The sequence below is a fragment of the Geodermatophilus sp. CPCC 205506 genome, assembly GCF_051383635.1.
Classification (GTDB): Bacteria; Actinomycetota; Actinomycetes; order Mycobacteriales; family Geodermatophilaceae; genus Geodermatophilus.
The window spans coordinates 35,094-56,105 of record NZ_JALPKP010000035.1 but is presented as its reverse complement, the minus strand read 5'-3'; the positions used below and the strand labels follow the sequence as shown (position 1 = coordinate 56,105).

General features: G+C 74.7%; 18 protein-coding genes. 7 read left to right on the top strand and 11 right to left on the bottom strand.

Translation table 11 applies throughout. The features are described from left to right. Window positions 1–60 precede the first annotated feature (60 nt). From MY520_RS19130 to MY520_RS19115, 4 genes are all read left to right on the top strand, one after another. Entirely contained in the window at window positions 61–696 is a 636-nt protein-coding gene (locus MY520_RS19130; protein ID WP_436694151.1) for a TetR/AcrR family transcriptional regulator, read from the top strand. Beyond that, window positions 693–2,363 (top strand): MDR family MFS transporter, encoded by a 1,671-nt coding sequence (locus MY520_RS19125; RefSeq protein WP_436694150.1) that lies wholly within the window; start codon window positions 693–695, stop codon window positions 2,361–2,363. Before MY520_RS19130 ends, MY520_RS19125 begins: the two co-directional genes overlap by 4 nt. Before the next feature lie 71 nt (window positions 2,364–2,434). Then, entirely contained in the window at window positions 2,435–3,451 is a 1,017-nt protein-coding gene (locus MY520_RS19120) for an LLM class flavin-dependent oxidoreductase (RefSeq protein ID WP_436694149.1), read from the top strand. Between the two features lie 182 nt (window positions 3,452–3,633). Beyond that, complete coding sequence (locus MY520_RS19115) at window positions 3,634–5,301, top strand: alpha/beta hydrolase (protein WP_436694148.1); 1,668 nt, start codon at window positions 3,634–3,636, stop codon at window positions 5,299–5,301. A 61-nt stretch (window positions 5,302–5,362) separates the two neighbouring features. Here the strand turns inward: MY520_RS19115 and ggt are convergent, their stop codons facing one another. Further along, entirely contained in the window at window positions 5,363–7,159 is a 1,797-nt protein-coding gene (gene ggt, locus MY520_RS19110) for a gamma-glutamyltransferase (protein WP_436694147.1), read from the bottom strand. A 224-nt stretch (window positions 7,160–7,383) separates the two neighbouring features. Between ggt and MY520_RS19105 the strand changes: the two genes are divergently transcribed. Both MY520_RS19105 and MY520_RS19100 read left to right on the top strand, forming a co-directional pair. After that, complete coding sequence (locus tag MY520_RS19105) at window positions 7,384–10,197, top strand: ATP-binding protein (RefSeq protein ID WP_436694146.1); 2,814 nt, start codon at window positions 7,384–7,386, stop codon at window positions 10,195–10,197. Between the two features lie 94 nt (window positions 10,198–10,291). Continuing rightward, complete coding sequence (locus tag MY520_RS19100; RefSeq protein ID WP_436694145.1) at window positions 10,292–10,588, top strand: hypothetical protein; 297 nt, start codon at window positions 10,292–10,294, stop codon at window positions 10,586–10,588. A gap of 59 nt (window positions 10,589–10,647) precedes the next feature. Here MY520_RS19100 and MY520_RS19095 read toward each other — a convergent pair whose 3' ends face one another. After that, window positions 10,648–11,514, bottom strand: a complete 867-nt coding sequence (locus MY520_RS19095) for an alpha/beta fold hydrolase (RefSeq protein WP_436694144.1) — start codon at window positions 11,512–11,514, stop codon at window positions 10,648–10,650. 99 nt (window positions 11,515–11,613) lie between these two features. Here MY520_RS19095 and MY520_RS19090 point away from each other — a divergent pair, with 99 nt between their 5' ends. Further along, a complete protein-coding gene (locus MY520_RS19090) occupies window positions 11,614–12,372 on the top strand; it encodes a hypothetical protein (RefSeq protein ID WP_436694143.1) in 759 nt (252 codons plus the stop codon). Window positions 12,373–12,390: 18 nt separating this feature from the next. Here MY520_RS19090 and MY520_RS19085 read toward each other — a convergent pair whose 3' ends face one another. The 9 genes from MY520_RS19085 to MY520_RS19045 all read right to left on the bottom strand — a co-directional run bounded on the left by MY520_RS19085 (window position 12,391) and on the right by MY520_RS19045 (window position 21,004). Beyond that, on the bottom strand, window positions 12,391–13,638 hold the full coding sequence (locus MY520_RS19085) for a cation:proton antiporter (protein WP_436694142.1): 1,248 nt from the start codon (window positions 13,636–13,638) through the stop codon (window positions 12,391–12,393). 150 nt (window positions 13,639–13,788) lie between these two features. Then, window positions 13,789–15,081: a ferritin-like domain-containing protein gene (locus MY520_RS19080; protein WP_436694141.1), complete on the bottom strand. Its 1,293-nt coding sequence runs from the start codon at window positions 15,079–15,081 to the stop codon at window positions 13,789–13,791. A 42-nt stretch (window positions 15,082–15,123) separates the two neighbouring features. Next, on the bottom strand, window positions 15,124–16,323 hold the full coding sequence (locus MY520_RS19075) for a low temperature requirement protein A (protein WP_436694140.1): 1,200 nt from the start codon (window positions 16,321–16,323) through the stop codon (window positions 15,124–15,126). A 61-nt stretch (window positions 16,324–16,384) separates the two neighbouring features. Beyond that, the gene (locus MY520_RS19070) at window positions 16,385–16,825 is read right to left on the bottom strand and encodes a flavodoxin (protein ID WP_436694139.1); all 441 of its coding nucleotides are present in this window, start codon (window positions 16,823–16,825) and stop codon (window positions 16,385–16,387) included. Between the two features lie 28 nt (window positions 16,826–16,853). Then, entirely contained in the window at window positions 16,854–17,033 is a 180-nt protein-coding gene (locus MY520_RS19065) for a hypothetical protein (RefSeq protein ID WP_436694138.1), read from the bottom strand. A 64-nt stretch (window positions 17,034–17,097) separates the two neighbouring features. Next, window positions 17,098–17,964 carry a tryptophan 2,3-dioxygenase gene (locus MY520_RS19060; RefSeq protein ID WP_436694137.1) on the bottom strand — a complete coding sequence of 289 codons (867 nt, stop codon included), beginning with the start codon at window positions 17,962–17,964 and terminating at the stop codon, window positions 17,098–17,100. Window positions 17,965–18,001: 37 nt separating this feature from the next. Next, window positions 18,002–18,838, bottom strand: a complete 837-nt coding sequence (locus tag MY520_RS19055) for an ABC transporter permease (protein ID WP_436694136.1) — start codon at window positions 18,836–18,838, stop codon at window positions 18,002–18,004. Further along, complete coding sequence (locus MY520_RS19050) at window positions 18,835–19,830, bottom strand: ATP-binding cassette domain-containing protein (protein WP_436694135.1); 996 nt, start codon at window positions 19,828–19,830, stop codon at window positions 18,835–18,837. The genes MY520_RS19055 and MY520_RS19050 overlap by 4 nt, the downstream gene beginning before the upstream one ends. 163 nt (window positions 19,831–19,993) lie before the next feature. Further along, window positions 19,994–21,004: a PDR/VanB family oxidoreductase gene (locus MY520_RS19045; protein ID WP_436694134.1), complete on the bottom strand. Its 1,011-nt coding sequence runs from the start codon at window positions 21,002–21,004 to the stop codon at window positions 19,994–19,996. Between the last annotated feature and the right edge of the window lie 8 nt (window positions 21,005–21,012).

Sequence of the window (21,012 nt, the reverse complement as noted above, 5' to 3'; positions counted from 1 at the left end):
GACCGACGACACGACCGCGGTAGACGCCGTCCGTCTGCACGCCGCGCAAAGATGCACGACGTGCAAACAGAAGCCGGCCTGCGCGAGCGCAAGAAGGCCGACACCCGGCGCCGGCTGACCGCCGCGGCGCGGGAGCTGGTCCTGGCCGCCGGGCTCGACGGCGTGACCGTCGAGCAGATCTGCGACCAGGCCGGGGTCTCCCTGCGCACCTTCTTCAACTACTTCGAGTCCAAGGAGCTGGCCGTCATCGGCCAGGAGCCGCCGGTGGGCACGCCCGGGGCGCGGGCGGCGTTCGTCGCGGGTGGCCCCTGCGGTGACCTGCTCGCCGACCTCCTCGACCTCCTGGACCCGACGCCGCTGTTCGACGAGGTGGGGCGCGCCGGCCTGCAGGTGGTCATCGCCCTCGCCGAGCGGGAACCGCGCCTGCTGGCCGCACACCTGGCCCGCGAGGCGTCCCGCGAGCAGGAGATCGCCGGCCTGCTCGCCGAGCGGCGCGGGCTGCCCCGCCCCGACGCCGGGTGCGCCGCCCTCGCGGCGGCGGCCCAGGCCCTCGTGCGGACGGCGTGCCGCGCCTGGTTCGAGGCCGACGACGGCACCCCCCTGCAGCACTACCTCGAGGCCACGCGGACGGCGTTCCTCGAGACCCTCCCCCCGACGCCGACCACCTCGGCGTCCCGACCCACAGGAGCACGGTGACCACCCCGACCGCCGCCGACGCGGCACCCATCGTCCTCACCCGGCGGCGGATCAACCTGATCTTCTCCGCGCTCATCGCGGGCATGCTCGTGTCGAGCCTGGACCAGACGATCATCTCGACGGCCATGCCGACGATCGTCGGAGACCTGGGCGGCGTCGCGCACATGGCCTGGGTGACCACGGCCTATCTGCTGGCCAGCACCCTGGTCATGCCGATCTATGGCAAGTTCGGCGACCTGTGGGGCCGCCGGACCCTCTTCCTGGTGGCGGTCGGGCTGTTCACCGCGGCCAGCGTGGGGGCGGCCCTGTCGCCGGACTTCACCTGGTTCGTCATCTGGCGCGGGGTCCAGGGCCTGGGCGGCGGCGGGCTGATGATCCTCTCCCAGGCGATCATCGCCGACGTCGTGCCGGCCAAGGAGCGCGGCAAGTACATGGGCCCGCTGGGCGCGGTCTTCGGCCTGGCCGCCGTGGCCGGCCCGCTCGTGGGCGGCTACCTCACCGACCATGCCAGCCTGGGCTGGCAGTGGTGCTTCTGGATCAACGTCCCGGTGGGCGTCGCGGCCCTGCTGATCGGCTGGTTCGCCCTCCGCCTGCCGCGGAAGAGGAACACCGAGCCGATCGACTACGCCGGCATCGCGCTGCTCTCGGCCGCGACCACGTCGCTGATCTTCTTCACCGACTTCGGTGGCGACCGCGGCTGGACCGACGGCTGGACGCTGACCCTCATGGCGGCCTTCGTCGTGTCGGCCGTGCTGTTCGTGCGGGTCGAGCTGCGCGCGGCCCAGCCGATCATCCCGATGAGCCTCTTCCGCAACCGCGTCTTCGTCGTCACCACGGCGCTGGGCGCGGCGGTCGGGCTGGGCATGTTCTCGGCCATCGCGTTCATGCCCACGTTCCTGCAGATGGCGTCGGGCACCTCGGCGGCCAACTCCGGCCTGCTGATGCTGCCGATGATGGCCGGCCTGTTCATCACCGTCATCGGCTCGGGCATCGCCACGACGAAGACCGGTCGCTACAAGGTCTTCCCGATCGCCGGCGTGCTCGTCGTCGCGGCGGCGATGGTCTGGATGACCAGCCTCTCGGGCGACACGTCGCTGTGGACGGTCGGCGCGATGCTCTTCGCCATCGGCCTCGGCCTGGGCCTGATCATGCAGATCGTCGTCCTGGTGGCCCAGAACGCCGTGCCGGCGTCCGACCTCGGTGCGGCGACCGCGACCAACAACTACTTCCGCGAGGTCGGCGCGACCCTCGGCGTGGCCGTCTTCGGGACGATCTTCACCAGCCGGCTCGCCGACAACCTCACCGGCGCGCTGCAGGCCAACGGCGAGCAGGCGGTCGCCGCCGGCATCACCTCGCCCGACAGCCTCGTGCCGCAGGCGGTGCAGGCGGCCGGCGACCCGCTGCGGACGGCGATCGTGGACTCCTACGCCGACGCGCTCGCCCCGGTGTTCGGCTACCTGCTGCCGGCCTTCGCGGTCGCGCTGGTGCTCGCACTGCTGCTCAAGGAGATCCCGCTGTCCGACGTCGCGGGCATGGTCGCCCGCGGGGAGGCCGTCGAGGACCCCGAGCTGCGGCGGGAGCACACCCCCGCGGGAGCGCCGGCCGAGGCGCTCGACGGGCAGTCGCCGCGCGACGCCGACGAGGACCGGGCGCCCGCTCTGACGTAGCCGCGGGAACTCCGAGGGGCCGGGACGGCAGCACCGTCCCGGCCCCTCGCCGTGTCGGCGATGATCTCCGCATGCCCGACCCCTCTGTTCCCCTGCAGCAGCTCGGCTTCCTCACCATCGGCCTCTTCGACGGCACCGACCCCCGCCCCGGGCACGAGACGACGCTCCGGGTCATCGAGCTCGGCGAGCAGCTGGGCTTCGACAGCGCCTGGGTGCGCAACCGGCACCTGCAGTACGGCATCTCCTCCCCCGTCGCCCTCCTGGCCGCCGCCACCCAGCGCACCCGGCGGATCGAGCTGGGCACCGCGGTGATCCCGCTCGGCTGGGAGAACCCGCTGCGGCTGGCCGAGGACCTCGCCACCGTCGACGTCCTCTCCGGCGGCCGGCTCAACCCCGGGGTGAGCGTCGGCCTCCCGATGCACTGGGACGACGTCAAGGGCGCCCTATACCCCGACACGGCCGACGTCGAGGACTTCTCCTACGCGCGGGTGTCCCGGCTGCTGCGGCTGCTCGGCGGCGAGCCGGCCAGCACGTTCGCCGGCCGCGAGGGCGTGGTGGAGGAGTGGTCGGACCGGGTGCAGCCGCACTCCCCCGGCCTGCGCGGCCGCACGTGGTACGGCGGCGGCAGCCTGGGCTCGGCGCGGTGGGCGGGGGAACACGGCATGAACTTCCTGACCAGCAGCGTGGTCAAGGCCGAGGAGTCCGAGGACTTCGCCGAGATCCAGGCCTCGCTCGTCGCGGAGTTCCGGGCCACCCACCCGGCGGGCCGGGTCTCCCAGGGGCTGGTCGTCATCCCCACCGACACCGCCACCGCCGCGCAGCGGCAGAAGTACGCCACCTACGTCGAGGCGCGCACCCCGCGAACGGCGACCCCGCAGGGGCCGGCCCGGCTGCTGTTCGCCCGCGACCTGCTCGGCACGTCGGAGGAGGTCGCCGAGGCGCTGTACGCACACGCCGGGTTCCGCGCGGTCGACGAGGTGGTCTTCGCGCTGCCGTTCAGCTTCGCCGACGAGGACTACGAGCAGATCCTCACCGACATCGCCACCCGGCTGGGCCCGGCGCTGGGCTGGCGACCGAGCGCCGCCTGAGCTGGTCACCGTGCGGGGGGTCAGGGCGACGACTCGCACGGTGACGGCGCGCAGCCCGCGTTCCGGAACTGGCAGACTCCTCAACCCGGAAACGGTGACGAGCGTGCTGTCACCCCGGTTGACTTCCCGCGACACACCCGGCGGGCGGCGTCGCCCGCGTCGTGCCAGGAGGCCGGTGTCCCATGACGAGCCGTCGCACCGCCGTCGTCAGCAGCGTGGTCGCCGTGCTGATCGGCGCAACGCCCGCAGCCGCGAGCGCCCAGCCGGAGCCGGCGACGGCGGTCGAGCAGGCGCCGGTCCCCACGTTGGCCTGGGCTCCGTGCGGGACCACGCCCGAGGGCACCGCGGCCGGCGTCGAGTGCGCGCGGGCGCCGCTCCCCATGGACTACGACGACCCCGGCGGAGCGCAGGTCGACATCTTCGTCGCCCGGGTGCCGGCCACCGACCAGGCCAACCGGATCGGCACGCTGTTCGTCAACTTCGGCGGCCCGGGCGGCCCGGCCGCCGAGTTCTTCCAGATGCTGGGTCCCGGACCCTTCCAGTTGCTCAGCCAGCGCTTCGACATCGTCGGGTTCGACCCGCGCGGAGTGGGCCAGAGCAGCCCGGCCGTGGCCTGCGCCGCTCCGGCGGCGGACGTCCCGACACCACCCGACCCGGTCCCGCCGGAGCCGGCCCCGCCGTCCACCTGGCCGGCGCCGAGCCCCGCGGAGATCGACGTCGACGCCCTCGTCGCGGAGGCGCAGGCGTACGTGGACGCCTGCCTGGCCAACAACGGCGAGATCCTCGAGCACCTGTCGACGGCGAACGTCGCCCGGGACATGGACGCCCTGCGCGCCGCCCTCGGCGAGGAGCAGCTGAGCTACCTCGGCTTCTCGTACGGCACGTTCCTGGGCGCCACCTACGCCAGCCTCTTCCCGGATCGGTACCGGGCGATGGTCCTGGACGGCGCCATCGACCCCGACAAGTGGATCAACGACCCCGAGACCGACGCCACCATCCTCGCGGCCGGCTTCGAGGACGCCCTGGACCGCTTCCTCGACGCCTGCGCGGCCGACCAGGTGGCCTGCTCCGGTTTCGGCGGGGCCGATCCGCACGCCGCCTACGACGCGCTGCTGGCCACCGCCAACGCGACGCCGATCCCCGCTCCCGGCTTCCCCGAGGACCCGGCGCCGGTGACCGCTGACGACATCCGCGGGGTCACCCTCACCCTGCTGTACGCCAAGCAGGCGTGGGGGATCCTCGCCCTCGCCCTCGCGCAGGCCGAGGACGGCGACGGATCCGCCATCCGTGCCCTGATCGCCATCCTCACCGATCCGGCCGACCCGATGGGCGACCGCTACTTCACGATCTCGGCCAGCGAACAGCGGTGGCCGACCGACATCGAGACGTACCTGCAACGAGGCGCCGAGGACTTCGTCGCCTTCCCCCACTTCTGGAACCTCCTGGGCGCCTACAGCCAGATCCCGTACGCCCTCTGGCCCGCCCACGACGAGGACGCCTTCGGCGGCCCCTTCGTCGCCGACCCGTCGGCCCCACCCGTGCTCGTCGTCGGTACCACCCACGACCCGGCCACGCCGTACTCGGAAGCCGTGGCGCTGACGGAGCAGCTCGGCAACGCCCGGCTGATCACCATGGACGGCGACGGGCACACCGCCTACGGCGGCAACTCCTCCTGCATCGACAGCGCGACAGACAGCTACCTGGTCACGGTGACGCTGCCGGCCGAGGGGACGGTCTGCCCGCAGGAGGTGCCCTTCGCCCTCCCCGAGGACGTGCCGATCCCCGCGGGAACCGCCACGTCCCTGCCGCTGGCGGTGACCACGGCCGGCGTCCTCACCGGCGGACGCTGAGGGTCCGCGGCACCGCCGGTCCGGCCGGCGGTGCCGCCGGCCCGGTACCGCCGGCCGGTTGTCAGTCGGCGAGGACGTCGTCGACGACTCCGGCGCTGCCGCCGCCGCGCCGCTCGGGCTCGGCCGCGGCGAGGAGCAAGCCACCGGGCAGGAACTCGATGCCGGTGGCTGCACCGATCTCCGCGACCGGCGCGAAGGCGTGCCCCAGCGTGGTGAGGTCGGCGCCGTACGCCGCGAGGAAGGCCGGTTCGGCGTCGGTCGTGGCGCCGTTGCGCGAGCTGGCCCGGGGGGCGGCGATCGCGTCGGCGAGGTCGGCGTTGCGGTCCAGGCGCTCGACGAGCGTCTGCAGGACCGTCGTGATGATGGTGGCGCCGCCCGGTGAGCCGAGTGCTAGCACCGGGTCGCCGCCGTCGAGCACGATGGTCGGCGCCATGCTGCTGCGCGGTCGCTTGCCGGGGCCGGGCAGGTTCGGCTCGGGCCGGGCCGGGTCGGCCTGGGCGAAGGTGAAGTCGGTGAGCTCGTTGTTGAGCAGGAACCCGCGGCCGGGCACGGTGATGCCGCTGCCGCCGGTCTGCTCGATGGTCAGCGTGTAGCTCGCGACGTTGCCCGCCGCGTCGGCGACGGTGAGGTGCGTCGTCGAGGTGCCCTCCGCTCCGCCGCCGCCGGCCGCCGCCGCAGGTGCGGGGCATGGGCCGTACGCGCCGTCGGGCGCACCGGCCGGCACCGGCCGCGGCGCCGCCCGGGCCGGGTCGATCGCGCACGCCCGCTCGGCCGCGAAGCCCTCGGACAGCAGCTCGGCCAGCGGCACCTCGACGGTCGCGGGGTCGCCGACGAAGGCGTTGCGGTCGGCGAAGGCGACGGCCGCGGCCTCCAGGTACAGGTGCAGCGCCTCGACGTCGGCCAGCGAGCCCAGCGGGAACGTCTCGAGCACGTTCAGCGCCTCGCCCACGGCCGAGCCACCGCTGGACGGCGGCGCCATGCCGTAGACGTCGAGCCCGCGGTACCCGACCAGCGTGGGCTCGCGCAGCGGGGCGTCGTAGCCGGCGAGGTCCTCGGCGGCGAGCAGCCCGGGACGGACGGCGGCGGCGCCGGGGGCCTCGAGCGGGTCCTGGACCGTGGCCACGACCTCCGCGGCGAGCTCGCCGGTGTAGAACGGCGCGACGCCCTCGGCGGCCATCAGCTCGTAGGTCCGTGCGAGGTCGGGGTTGCGGAACACCGAGCCGACCTCGGGCAGGGCGCCGTCCGGGAGGAACAGCTGCGCCGTGGCGGCGAACCGGCGGAACTTCTCCTCGTTGTCCGCGGTCTGCTGCCGGAACGTCTCGTCGACGACGAAGCCCTCGTCGGCCAGCCGGATCGCGCCCGGCAGGACGTCTGCCAGCGACCTCGTGCCGAACTGCTCGAGCGCCCGCACCCAGGTCAGCGGGGTGCCCGGCGTCCCGACCGACAGCCCGCTCTGCACCGCCTCCTGCAGCGGCAGCGGGGTGCCGTCGGCGGCGAGGAAGGCATCCGGCCCCATCGCCTGCGGGGCGGTCTCGCGGCCGTCGATCGAGCTCACGGTGCCCGTCGCGGCGTCGTAGTAGAGGAAGAACCCACCGCCGCCCACACCGGCGGAGTACGGCTCGGTGACCCCGAGCGCGGCCGCGGCGGCGACCGCCGCGTCCGCGGCGTTGCCGCCGTCGGCGAGCACCTCGAGGCCGACGCGGGTGGCGTCGAGGTCGACCGTCGCGACCGCGCCCCCGGTGCCGATCGCCAGCGGCACCTTCTCCGTGGTGGGCGCGGCGGCGGCCGGGCCGGCGGTCGTGACGACGCCGGTGGCCAGCGCGGCGAGGGCGAACAGGGTGGGGGCGCGGCGCGGCATGGCAACTCCTGCACGGCATCGACGGCGCGGACCCCCATCGGACACCCGGGGGTCCGGCGCCCGCCACACGAACCGGCCGCGGACACGTCACGGCCCCGGCGCGGGGGTTCCACGGCCACGCCGGGGCCGGTCAGTCGCGCAGCTTCCCCGCACGGCTGCGGCTCAAACACGCGGCCGAGCAGCGCTTCTTCCCGGCACGGCGGCGCGGCGGGATGCTGGACGCCGTGGAGGCGGGTACCCGGCACCCGAGGCTCCCTGCGGACGACGCCATCGTGGGACGGCGGCGCGAGCTCGACTCGCTGCGGTCCTGGCTCGCCGCCGCCCGGGACGGGCACGGGCGGCTCGTCCTCTGCGTCGGCGAGCCCGGGGTCGGCAAGACCCGGCTCGCCCAGGAACTCACCCGCCTGGCGGTCGGTTCCGGGATCGCCGCCGCGTGGGGGCGGTGCGTCGAGGACGACGGGGCGCCGGCGTACTGGCCGTGGCGCCAGGTTCTCGCCTCGCTCGGCCTCGACGCCGACGCGGTGCTGGCCGGTGACGCGCAGTCGCCCGAGGACCGCTTCCGGCTCTTCGACGCCGTGACCGCGAGCCTGCGGGCGGCCGCCGAGGTCCGTGGGCTCGTGGTCGTCCTCGACGACGTGCACTGGTCCGACCGGCCCTCCCTCCTGCTGCTCCGGCACCTGGCCGACCGGGTCGGCGACGCACGGCTGCTGGTGTACGCGACGATGCGCGACCTGGGCCCCTCGGGTCCCCTCGCCCGTGTACTCCCCGACCTGCTGCGGTCACCCGCCTCGGTGTGGGTTCCCCTCCGCGGCTACGACCTGGCCGGTGTGCGGGAGGTGCTGTCGCGGACGGGAACGCCCGGTCCACCGCCCGACCCCGCCGCCGTGCTGGACCTCACGGACGGAAACCCCCTCTTCGTCCGGGAGGTGGCGCGCGCGGTGGCCGACGGGTCCTGGCGCCCGGACCGCCCGCCGCGGACGGTCCTCGACCTCGTGGCGGCCCGGCTGGCGGCCGTGTCGGCCGGCTGCCGCCGGCTCGTCCAGGCCGCCGCGGTGATCGGACGGGACTTCCCGCTCCCCCTGGTCGCCGTCGTGCTGGAGACGGTCCCGGCTTCCTTGTCGCGGTCGGTCGACGAGGCGGTGGCGCACGGATTCGTCGAGCGGGCCGAGGCGGGGCCGTACCGCTTCGTCCACGCGCTCATCCGGGACGCCGTCGAGGCCTCGCTCACCACCGCCGAGCGCGCCCGCCTCCACCGCGCCGCTGCCGAGGCGATCGAGCGGCAGTACGCCGGCGACCTGGCGCAGCACCTCCCCGCCCTCGCCCGGCACTGGGCCGAGCTCGTGCCCCACGGGGAGGGAGCCACCGCCCGTGAGTGGACCGTCCGGGCCGCGGACGAGGCCGTACGGCAACTCGCGTACGAGGAGGCGGTGCGGCTCTACCGGGCCGCGCTGCACATGGACGCCCCGCCGCCGGCCGAGGCCGATCGCTGCCGGCTGCTCGTCGCGTCCGGACGGGCGAACCTCCTGGCCGGTGACGTCCGGCCCTGTGTCGAGGACGTCGTCGCCGGCGCCGAGGCGGCCCGCGCGGCGGCGGATCCCGAACTCCTGGGCAGCGTCGCGCTCGTCCTCGAGGCGGTGCCCGACCCGGCCGTCCACGCACTCGCCACCCAGCTGTGCGACGAGGCACTGGCGGCGCTCGACGGTGCCGACGCCACCGCGCTGCGCTCCCGGCTGCTCGCCCAGCGCAGCCACCTGGCGTTCTACGACGGCGATCAGGAACGCGTCGCGTCGCTGAGCGCCGCGGCCCTCGCCACGGCCCGGGCGACCGACGACCCGCACGCGCTGGTGGACGCGTTGCGCGCCCGGAAGGAGGCGTGTCCGGGCCCGTCGGGGCGGGAGGAGCGGATGCGGCTCGCCGCCGAGCTGGTCGACATCGGGCACCGGACCGCCACGCCGCGGACGGCCATGTGGGGCGAGATCTGGCGGATCGAGGGGCTGCTCGAGGCAGGTCGCCTGGTCGAGGCGTCCGACGAGCTGTCCGCGCTCGGCTTGGCGGTCGACCGGGTGGGTGGGCCGGTCAGCTCCTGGCACCTCGACCGGGTGACGGCCTGCACCGCCCAGGCGCGGGGCCGATTCGCCGAGGCGCTCGCGGCCGGACGGAGGGCGCGGGACCGGATGCACCCGGTCGAACCGGGTCCGGCACGGGGCACGTGGTTCGCGCTCTGCTGCGTCCTGAGCCGCCACGTCGTCCTCCCGGAGGCGGAGGAGGTGCCGCGGAGCCGCTTCGACCCGTTGCCCCGGTTCCGCACGCTGGGCCCGCTGATGAGGGCCCTGCTGTTCTGCTCCTCCGGGCAGCCCGAGGAGGCCGGACGGTCCTACGCGCAGGCCGGACCGCTCGCGACGTGGACCCTCCCCGCCTTCTACGCCGTGCACGGCGAGGCCTGCGCGACGCTCGTGGCTGCCGACCTGGGCCGGACCGACGACCTGCCGGCGTTGCTCGCCCGCCTGCAGCCGTCCCGCGGCACGCACGCGGTGGCCGAGGGCGTCTGCTCGCTCGGCCCGGTCGAACTCGCTCTCGGCATCGGTGCGGCGGCGCTCGACCGGCTGGACGACGCCGTCGAGGACCTCACCGTCGCCGCCGACCGAGCCGCGCGGGCGGGCGCGCTCGGCTTCGCCGCCGAGGCGGGGCACCACCTCGCCACGACACTCCTGCGCCGGGACCGCCCCGGCGACCTCGACCGGGCCCGGACGGCCGCAGTGGACTCCGACCGCCTCGCGCACACCCTGGGCATGTCCGCGTACGTGGCACGGACGACGGCCCTGGTCGCCCACCTCGGGCGCAGCGCACCCCCGATCCTCAGTGCGCGCGAGACCGAGGTGGCGAACCTGGTCGCCAGTGGCCTGACCAACCGGCAGATCGGCGCACGGCTGGGGATCTCGGAGCGCACGGCGCAGAACCACGTGCAGCACGTCCTCGGGAAGCTGGGCTTCCGCACCCGCAGCCAGATCGCGGCGTGGCGTGCGGGGCTGCCCTCATGAGTACGCCGCTGAGTGATCCGGCGGATGTCCCGGGGTGTCTGCCGGTCCAGGCTCCTCCCAGCGGTCGACCGGCCGCCTGACCGAGGAGGAAGCCATGTCCTACATCGCGGTGGCCACACCGTCCTTCGACTCGATCGAGCAGTTCGACCGCGTCGTCGGCCAACTCGACCGGACCCCCGACGGGCTGGAGGCCCGCTACGTCGGCACCGCCGACGACGGCCGGCTGCGCGTCGTCACGCTGTGGGAGTCGCGGACGCACTCGCAGCGCTTCTTCACCGAGACGCTGCGGCCGCTCCTCGAGCGCGAGCTGGGTCCCCGGCCGGACGGCGGAGGCGTGGAGGTCCTCGGCGTCGAGGTGGCCCGCGAGTACGTCCGGACGCCGGAGGGGTGACCCGACGGCGGGGTCGTCGCCGGTCGGCGGTCGTCCGGCAACGACCCGCCCCGGGGGGATCAGGGTCGCAGCGCCCCGTACACCTCGGCGGCGTGGTCGAACACGAAGAAGTGCCCCTCCCCGCCGAGCCAGTGCGGAGTACAGGTCGGCAGCATGTGGGAGAGCACCCGCCCCAGGGCCACTGGGACCTGCCAGTCCTGGGTGCCGTGCCAGACGTGGACGTGCTGGCGCACCTCGGACAGCGGGAACCCCCACGGCCGGAACAGCAGGGCGCGGTCGTCGGCCAGCACGCCGGGTCCGTTGCGCAGCCCCTCGGTGAAGGTGGCGGCGAGGAGCCGGTGGACGCCGGGCCGGCCGAGGACCCGCCGGTCGGACGGGTTCAGCCGCGTCCGGAGGTATCGCGGGATCAGCCCGGGCCGCAGGGCGGCCGGCGCGAACACCGGCGTGAGCAGCGCCGTGGCCGGGGAGGGCCGGTGCACCGCAGACCGCATCCGGCGGGGCACCCACTCGGGCCAGGGCCAGGGGACGTCGGGCGGTGGCGCGCCGCCCAGCACGCCGACCCCGCGCACCCGGTTGCCGAGGGCGTGCGCGCAGGCCAGCGCGTAGGCCGCGCCGCCGGAGAGGCTCAGCACGCTGAGCCGGTCGACGCCCAGCGCGTCGAGCAGCTGCGCGACGTCGCCGGGCCAGTCGGTCACCCGGCGGCCTGGCTGCTTGTCGGAGCGGCCGAAGCCGGGCCGGTCGGGGACGACGAACCGGATCCCCCACCGCCGGTACTCCGCCACGTCCTCGACGTGCCGCTCCAGCCGGGAGCTCGGGGAGCCGTGGCAGCCGAGCACCACCCGGCCGCCCGGGTCGCCGTACTCGGCGTAGGCCATCACCCGGCCGTCGGGCAGCCGGAGGGAGCCCTCGCGCGGTCCGTCGTCCATGGGCGGCCCCTACCCCGCGCGGCCTCCGGGGAGACCGATCCGCCTTGACACCGGCGCGACGATCGGGCCGGCCGCAGTCCTGGGGCACGGGGTGGCGCAGTGGGCATCGAACTGGAGCTCGTCCCGGTGCTGGCCGGGCGCCGGATCGTCGTCGCGTGGATGCTGGGCGCGTTCCTGCTGACCTTCCTCGGCACCCGGTTCGTCACGCGGGCCATCCGGACCGGCCGGGGGCCCTTCCGCGACGCGAGCATCGGCGGCGTCCACGTGCACCACGAGGTGTACGGCATCTTCCTGCTGCTCGGCACCGGGCTGGTGGAGCTGACCTACCGGCCCGGCGGCGCGTGGCAGCACGTCCTGGCGGTCCTGTTCGGCGTGGGTGCCGCGCTCACCCTCGACGAGTTCGCGCTGTGGCTGCACCTGGAGGACGTGTACTGGTCGGAGCAGGGCCGCAGCTCCATCGACGCCGTCCTCATCGCCGTCGTGGTGGGAGTGCTCCTCCTGGTCGGCGCCAACCCGTTCGACGCCCAGCAGCTGCCGGGCGACCTGCCGGTGGCGGTGACCGTGGCGCTCAACCTCGGGTTCGCGCTGGTCGCGATCCTCAAGGGCCGGGCGGTGCTGGGCGTGGTGGGGGTGTTCGTCCCGGTGGTGGCGGCGGTGGGCGCCGTGCGCCTGGCCCGGCCGCACTCCTTCTGGGCCCGCCGGCGGTACCCGGCCGGTTCACCTCGGAGACGGCGGTCGGAGACCCGCTTCCCGCCGGGCCGGCGGACCCGCTGGGACGCCGTCGTGGACCTGTTCGCCGACGTACCGCACCGCGCCCCCGCCGGTCCGGTCGTCGGCGCGCCGCACGCCGGGCCGTGAGCCCCGGCCGCCGGCCGACTACACCGGCCTCCTCCTCGCCATCGGCCCGATCGAGCGCCGCCTGCTGACCCGGTCGGCCGGCACCACCGGCTGAGCCTCCGGCCCCGGCCCGCCCCCCGGCGGCCGCAGGGCGACGGCCAGCGCGGGGCAGACCAGTACCGTCAGCACGCCGGCGCCCACGAGCGCCGCCGCGTTCTCCGTGAGCATGGTGCCGTTGCGGAGCCCGATCTCGGCGAGGGCCACGAGGACGGGCAGCGCGGTGGCGGTCACGAGCGCAGTCTGGCCGCGCTCCCGCCAGGTCAGGACCCGCCGGTAGACCAGCAGCGCGGGCAGGCCGCGCACCGCGAGCAGCAGGCCGAAGAAGAGCGCCACGCGCAGCGGTGCCTCGGCGATCGAGTGCAGGTCCAGCGCCATCCCCGAGTACACGAAGAACACCGGGACAAAGAACCCGTAGCCGACCGCGTCCAGCTTGGGCTCCAGCACCGGCGAGGCGCCGCCCACCCACTGGCGCAGCACGACCCCGGCCAGGAAGGCCCCCAGGACCGCGTCGAGGTGGAACTCGTCGGTGACGGCGATCAGCGTGATCAGCAGCAGGATCGTGGCGCGCAGCGTGATCTGGGCGGTCTCGTGCTGACCGCGGAGGACGACGGTGGCCAGCCGCCCGCCGTCCCGCACGGCCCGGCGGCCCAGCGCGAGCAGCACCGCGAGCACCGCCACGGCCGCGAGCGAGGCCAGCGCCGCGAACCGGTTCTGGGTGCCCAGGAACAGCGCGATCGCCAGCACCGGGAAGAGCTCCCCCACCCCGCCGGCGGCGAGCAGGTACCGCCCGAGCCGGCCCTGGAGCAGCCCGTTCTCGCGGAGCACGGGCAGCAGCGTGCCCAGCGCGGTGGTCGTCAGGCCCAGCGCCACGGGGAGGAAGGCGCGGACCAGCCCCGCCGCGGCCAGCAGCGCGACCACGCCGACGGCGAGCGTCAGGGACACCGTCCAGGCGAGGACGGCGCGGCGGCCGGCGTCCTCGGCGAAGACCCGCAGCTCCACCTCGTAGCCGGCCAGCAGGAACACGAAGCCGAGTCCGACGTCGGCGAGCACCTGGACGTCCTCCGGCGAGCTGAGCCCCAGCACGTCGGGGCCGATGAGGATGCCGCCGGCCAGCAGGAGGACGACCTGCGGCACCGGCAGCCGGGGCAGCAGGCCCACCACCACCGGAGCCAGCAGCGCCACGACGAGGACGGCCACGAGCGCGTCGACCACGAGGACGTCGTCCACCCGGTCCTCCCGTCGTCCGCTGCGCCGGCGCGGGAGAGATCGTGCCCGAACCGAGGACCTCCCGACGAGGGGCGTCGCCCCCGGCTCACCCGCTGACGCCAGTCGCACCGAGCGACGAGGTCGTCAGCCGGCCGGCCACGGAGCGGCCGGTCACCCGTGCCGCTGGAGGTCCGCCCTGATCTCGCGCAAGGCGTCCGCGACTCCCCGCACCGCTTGCGGCGCCCCCCGGTCGGCGATGCGGGCGGCGGCGTCCGCGAGCTCGCCCAGCCGCTCCAGGAAGGTGAGCCAGGCGGCCCGGCGGTGCGTGGCCAGCGCCACCGCGCGGTGGATCTCGAAGCTCGGGCCGGCCGTCGCACCCGCGTGCTCGCCCCCGACCGGCAGGGTGGCGACCAGCGAACCGAGCGGTGAGACGACCGAGGTCATCACCGCGACCGCCGCCCCCGCCAGCGCCCGGAGCGCCTCCGGCGACTCGTCGGTGTGCGCCAGGTAGCGCTCCAGCAGGTTCGTCATCAAGACGTAAGCGCTGTTGAACAGGTCCATCACGGCCACGGTCAGCTCGTCGTCGACGACGACGCCGTGCTCGACGTCCGGCCTGGCCTTGGCCACGGGGTCCGCCACGACCGGCCACGCCGGGTCGAACGCCGGATCGGCCCGCTGGGCCTCACGGAGCTCCTCCCGCATCCGCAGAAAGGTGCCGTAGTGGGCGTCCTCCCAGTTCCCGCGCACGCCTTCGCCCTGCTCGACCAGGAGGCGCAGAGCCTGACGTGCCGAGGAGAGGTCCGTCACCGGGACGAGGTCCTCGAACCCCAGGTCGTCGGCGGCCGACTGGGCGCCGGGAGCCCCGATGAAGACGGCGACCTCGCCCCGCAGGTCGACGAGGTGCTCGAAGCCGTCCTCGATCGCCTGGTACAGCTCCCCCACCGTCGTCAGGCCGCCGTCCCCGGGCACCGGCTCACCGTCGCCGTCTCCGGCCCGCACCGCTCCGGGGGGAGCTCCGGCGCCGGGGGCCGACGGCGCCAGGGCCGGGTCCTCGTCGACGTCGTCCTCGATGCCGACCCCCTCGGGGCGTTCGAGGTGGACGAACCGGGTGAGGGTCGCCTCGTCGAACCTGCGCAGCGCGATCGTGATCCCCGCCGGGTAGTACCGGGACTGCTGCGGAAAGGGCGGCCGGCCCATGTGGGGAGCCGCGCCCAGCGCGGTCAGGAGGTTGGACACCAGGGCCAGGTGGAGCATCTCCTCCCTTGCCACGCCCGCGAGCAGCCCCCGCCAGCGGGCCACGCTCTCCCGCTGGTCCTCCGGCAGACCCGCGTCCGCGCCGGTTCTTAGGCTGAAAGCGGCGAACAGATAACTGCAGCAGAGACCGTGCTCGAGCTCCGCCGCCTCGTACAGGAGCGAGACGAGCTCCTCCCGCGTCTCGCACCGGATCGCGCACCGCTCGGCCACCACCACCGGCTACCCGCCCGCCCGGGGATCCACCCCCCGGCCTCACACCTCCCGGACGGCGAGCCGGCCGGTCGCCCGCTCCAGCGTCCCCACCACGACCACGGCGACGACCAGCAGGGCGAGCGCGCCGACGACCACGACGGCGGGCAGCTCGAGCGCGACGTCGAGCGCGGCGACGGCGGCCGCGCCGACCGGCCACCACCATCCGCGCCGCGCCCGGCCGGACATGCCGCCGACGGTCACGCTCACCGACACCAGGTAGAGCGCGACGCCGCCGGCGAGCAGCAGCCGGGTGCCGACCGGCACCTCGCCCTCCGAGCTCTGGACGACCGCCAGCTCGACCCCGGCGCCGACGCTGGCCAGCGCGAGGGTGAGCGGCAGCTGGCCGAAGACGTAGGCGTCGTGGGCGTGGTCGCCGCGCTCGCCGCCGGTCTCCTCCAGGAGCCGTTTGGCGCGGGCGCCGGCCAGGTCGAAGTAGCTCCACCACAGCGCCGCGGCGAGCACGAAGGCGAGCGCCGCGACCGGCAACGCCGGCGCCGACCACCCCGCGTCGGCGAGGCCGTGCGCGATGCCCGCCACCGACTCCCCCAGCACCAGGATCACGAACAACGCGAACCGCTCCGGCAGGTGCTCGACGTGCAGCGGGACGTCGGCCGAGGACCGGCTGGCCAGCAGCGGGACCAACGCCTCGGCCAGCACCGCCGCTGCCCACAGCGCGAAGCCGATCGGCCGCGGCACCACCAGGGACAGCGTCCAGAGCAGGGCCCCCGCGACCGCGCCGGCCATGTACAGCCGCGTGACGGGGCGGGCCTGGGGCACGTGGCGGTGGGCCCGGTGGTACTGGAGGAGCAGCAACAGGCGCAGCACCAGCTGGCAGCCGACGAACAGCGCGAAGCGCTCCCCCGTCGCCTCGGTCGCCGTCGCGGCCATCCCGATGACCGCGGCCATGCTGCCGAGCTTGTACAGCCGGTAGACGACGTCGTCGTGGTCGAAGCGGTTCGCGTAGAGGGTGGCGCTGACCCACGCCCACCAGACGGTGGTGAACAGCCCGGCGAACTCCAGCTCGCCGGCCCACGTCACGTCCGCGCGCAGCGCGATCGCGAGCTCGGCCACGACGAGCACGAACGCGAGGTCGAAGAACAGCTCCAGGCGCGAGGCCGACCGCCCCTCGTCGGTGCGCAGCTCCGGCCGGCGCACCGCTCCGTTGCCGGTCAGCGCGCCCAGCCAGCCCCGTTCGGGCACCCGGTCCCCTCCCGCCGAGCCGGCGGCAGCCGGCGACCGCCGTCTCCCTACCCCGGGCGGGTCACAGTTGCACCGCGACGGTCGCGGCCAGCTCGCGGCAGGCCTCCAGCTCCGCCGGGCCGGGCGCGCCGACGAGCTGCAGCGGCGCGGCCACCTGCTTCCAGCGCAGCGCCCCGGTGATCCGCTCGATGCTGCCCAGCGCGCCGGCGGTGTCGTCGTTGCCGTGCACGTAGACGCCGTACGGGAGGCCCGGGGTGGCGTCCAGGCACGGGTAGTAGACGGTGTCGAAGAAGTGCTTGAGCGCCCCCGACATGTAACCGATGTTCGCCGGCGTCCCGAGCAGCACGCCGTCGGCGGCGAGCAGGTCCGCGGCACCGGCCGACAGCGCCGGCCGCACGGTCAGCTGCGCCTCCTCGACCAGCGCGGCGCCCTCCCGCACGGCCTCGAGCAGCGCCTGCATGGCGGGCGAGGGCGTGTGGTGGACGACGAGCAGGCGCGGCACCCCCGCATCGTCCCCCGTGGGCAGCGGGTCAGAAGTCGTGGGCCTCGTCGGACTCGTAGTCGCCCGTCGGTTGCTCCGGACGCGGGCCCGGGCGGGCCGCCTGCGGGCGGGCCGGCCGCGGGCTCGACGGCGCCGTCCCCGCCCTGACCTCCTCGTGGGCCAGGTCGTAGCCGTAGTCCCCCGCCGGCTGCCTCGGGTCCTGCGTCATGGTGGGCCTCCTCGCTCGACGGCGGGGCCATGCTCGTCCCCGCCCGCACCGGGGACAAGGGCCCTCAGGTGCCGATCTCCGTGCGGACGGCGTAGAGCTCCGGGAAGAAGGTGAGGTCCAGCGCCCGCCGCAGGAAGCCCACGCCCGACGACCCGCCGGTGCCGGTCTTGAACCCGATGGTGCGCTGCACCGTGCGCAGGTGCCGGAAGCGCCACAGCTGCACGGCGTCCTCGAGGTCGACCAGGCTCTCGCAGGCCTCGTAGACGCCCCACGGCGTCTCCTCCGACTCGTAGACCCGGCGGAACAGCGGCACCAGGCCGGGCTGGAACGCCCACGGCTCGCGCACGTCCCGGTCCAGCACCGCGGAGGGGACGTCGAGGCCCAGGCGGGCGAGGTGGCGGAGGAACTCGTCGTAGAGGGTGGGGGCCTCCAGCAGCTCCACCAGCAGCCCGCGGGCGGCCGGCTCGCCGTCGAACACGGCCAGCATCCCGGCGTTCTTGTTGCCGAGCACGAACTCCACCGCCCGGTACTGGTGCGACTGGAAACCCGACGCGCTGCCCAGCGCCCCGCGGAACTGCACGTACTCCCGCGGGGTCAGCGTGGCGAGGACCGACCACTGCTCGATGAGCGTCCGCAGCACGTGCTTGACCCGGGCCAGGCACTTCAGCGCGGGGGCGAGCTCGTCGCCGGCCAGGTAGCGGCAGGTGGCGCGCAGCTCGTGCAGCACCAGCTTGAACCACAGCTCGCTGGTCTGGTGCTGGACGATGAAGAGCAGCTCGTCGTGGTGCACCGGCCGGCTGCGCGGGTGCTGCGCGTCGAGCAGGTGGTCCAGGTCGAGGTAGCCGGCGTAGGTCATGGCACCGTCGAGGTCGGTGCGGATCGACCTCTCGATCGGCCGCACCGACCGCGACGACTCCTCCGGTGGCGCCACGGCCGCAACCTATCCCCGCCCGGCGGCCGCCGGGTGCTCAGCGGCTGCGGTACAGCCGGGTGGTCACCGGCAGGAACACCGCCGCCAGGGCGGCGGCCACGGCCAGCGACACCAGGATCGCGGTGCCGTCGGGCGTGCCGGCCATGAGCGAGCGGGACGCCGTGGCCAGGATCGAGATCGGGTTGACCTCGACGAAGGCCTGCAGCGGTCCGGGCAGCGTGGACGGGTCGACGAAGACGTTGGACAGGAACGTCAGCGGGAAGATGCCCATGAACCCGGCGTTCATGACCGCGTTCGGGGAGCGCAGCAGCAGCCCGAGCACGCAGAACACCCACGACAGGCCGAAGGAGAACACGACGACGAGCGCGAGGGCCGAGACGGCCCCGGCGACGCCGCCGTCCGGGCGGTACCCCAGGACGACGCCGACCACGATGATCACCGTGCCGGCCACGACGTACCGGACGCTGTCGCCCAGCAGCGAGCCCACCAGGGGCGCCGGCCGCCAGATCGGCAGCGAGCGGAACCGGTCGACCACGCCCTTGGTGAGGTCGGTGTTCAGCGAGACGCCGGAGTAGACGGTCGTGAACAGCACGGACATGACCAGCAGCCCCGGCAGCGTGTAGTCCAGGTACGCGCTGGTCGACCCGGCGATCGCGCCGCCGAAGAGGTACGTGAACATCAGCAGGAACATCACCGGGGTGACGGTGACGTCGAGCAGCTGCTCGGGGACGTGCTTGACCTTGAGCATGCCGCGCCAGCCGAACGTGAGGGCGGTCGACAGCGGCCCCGGCCGCGACGGCCGGGCGGTGGAGGCGATGGCCCGGCGGACGGCGACGGTGTCGGCCGAGTCGGGGGCGGGGGCGGTGACGGTCACGACGCCTGTCCTTCCAGGGTGCGGGCGGTGCCCTCGCCGGTCGTCTCGTCGGCGATGTGGCCGGTGAGCGCCAGGAAGACCTCGTCGAGGCTGGGCTGGTCGAGGGAGAAGTCGGCGATCCCGACCCCGGCGCGGCCCAGCTCGCCGACGCCGATCGCGGCGCGTTCGGGATCCCCGCAGGCGGCCGAGAGGGCGGCGGGATCCGGCTCCAGGACGACCGGCCCCACCTCGCGCTCCAGCACGCGGGCGGCCTCGGCGCGCCGGTCGGGGTCGAGCAGCCGCACGTGCAGCGAGCCGGTGCCGACAGACGCCTTGAGCTGGCCCGGGGTGCCCTCGGCGATCACCCGGCCGCGGTCGATGACCACGATCCCGTCGGCCAGCTGGTCGGCCTCCTCCAGGTACTGGGTGCAGAGCAGGATCGTCGTCCCCTCGGCCACCAGCGCGCGGGCGATCTCCCAGACCTGGTTGCGCGACCGCGGGTCCAGGCCGGTGGTCGGCTCGTCGAGGAACATCAGCTGCGGGGTGACGACGATGCTGGCCGCGATGTCCAGCCGGCGCCGCATGCCGCCGGAGTAGTGCTTGACCAGCCGCCCGGCGGCGTCGGCGATGCCGAACGCCTCGAGCAGTTCGTCGGCCCGGACCTTGGCGGCGCCCCGGGAGTGCCCGAGCAGCCGGCCGATGAGCACCAGGTTCTCCCGGCCGGTCAGCTCCTCGTCCACCGAGGCGAGCTGGCCGGTCAGGCTGACCGATCCGCGGACGGCGTCGGCCTCGGTCACGATGTCGTGACCGAGAACGCGGGCGGTGCCGGAGTCGGGCTCGAGCAGCGTGGCCAGCATGCGGATGGTGGTCGTCTTGCCGGCCCCGTTGGGTCCCAGGACGCCGTAGATGGCGCCGGCCGGGACGACCAGGTCGACCCCGTCGACGGCGCGGGTGCCGCCGAAGGACTTGGTCAGCCCGGTCGCCTCGATGGCCAGGGGTGGCTGTGCCGTCATCTCGTCGTCCTCTACCTCGGAGTCGGTCTGAGCATCTCTCGACCCTCTGACCGAATCTGGGCCCCCGGGTCATCGATCGCCACCGGTTTTCTGCCGGCCGCGGTGCGAACCCAGCATCGGACTTCGAGCCGACTCGAGGTCAAGCCCGGATCTGACTCCCGCCTCAGGGGACGTCGATGGTGACCGCGGCGGGCTTCCCGTCGGCGCCGGCCAGCCCACCGGTGCGCGCGCTGACCACTCGCGAGACGCAGCACTGGAGCCGGTCACCGGCCTGGTGCTGCTCCTGGCTGAGGAAGACGTCGCGGTGGTCGATGACCCCCTCGACCTCGATCACCTTGACCTGGCAGAGGCCGCACTCCCCCCGGCGGCAGTCGAACATCAGGTCCGCGCCGCAGGCCTCCAGGGCCTCGAGCATCGAGACGTCGTGCGCGACGAGGGTCTCCAGGCCCAGCCGCGGGATGCGCACGGTGAACGCCTCGGGGGCGAACCGGCCGCTGCTGCCGAACGTCTCGAACCGCAGGTCCGCCGGTCGCCGTCCGGCCGTGGCCCAGGCCGACTTGATCGCGTCCAGCATCGGCGTCGGACCGCAGACGTAGAGCTCGCCGCCCGCGGGGACGCCGGCCACCAGGTCGGCGACGTCCAGCCCCGTCCCCTCGTCGTCGACGCGCAGCTCGAGCCGGTCACCGTGCTCGGCGGCCAGCTCGTCGACGAAGGCCATCAGCCCGCGGGAGCGCGCGCCGTAGACGAAGCGGTAGGCCGCGCCCCGCGCCTTGAGCGCCTTGCCCATGGCCACCAGCGCGGTGATGCCGATGCCGCCGGCCGCCAGCACGTAGCCGGGCCGGCCGTAGTTGAGCGGGAAGTTCTGCAGCGGCTGGGTGATCGACACGTCCTGGCCGCGGCGCAGCGCGTGCACGTACGCCGAGCCGCCCCGGCTCTGCCGGGCCAGCTGCACGCCGAGCACGATCTCGGTGCCGTAGGCGCCCATCCCGACGACGGAGTACGAGCGGACGTCGGCGCGCCCGTTGACGTAGACGCCGATGTCGATGTGGCTGCCGGGCGGGGCCGGCGCCTCCATGTACTCGGGCTCGAGCACCACCTGGCGCACGTGCTGGGCGACCTCGCAGACGTCGAGCACCCGGGCCCGGCGCCACTTCTTGGAGCTGGTGGCGGCCATCGGCGTCG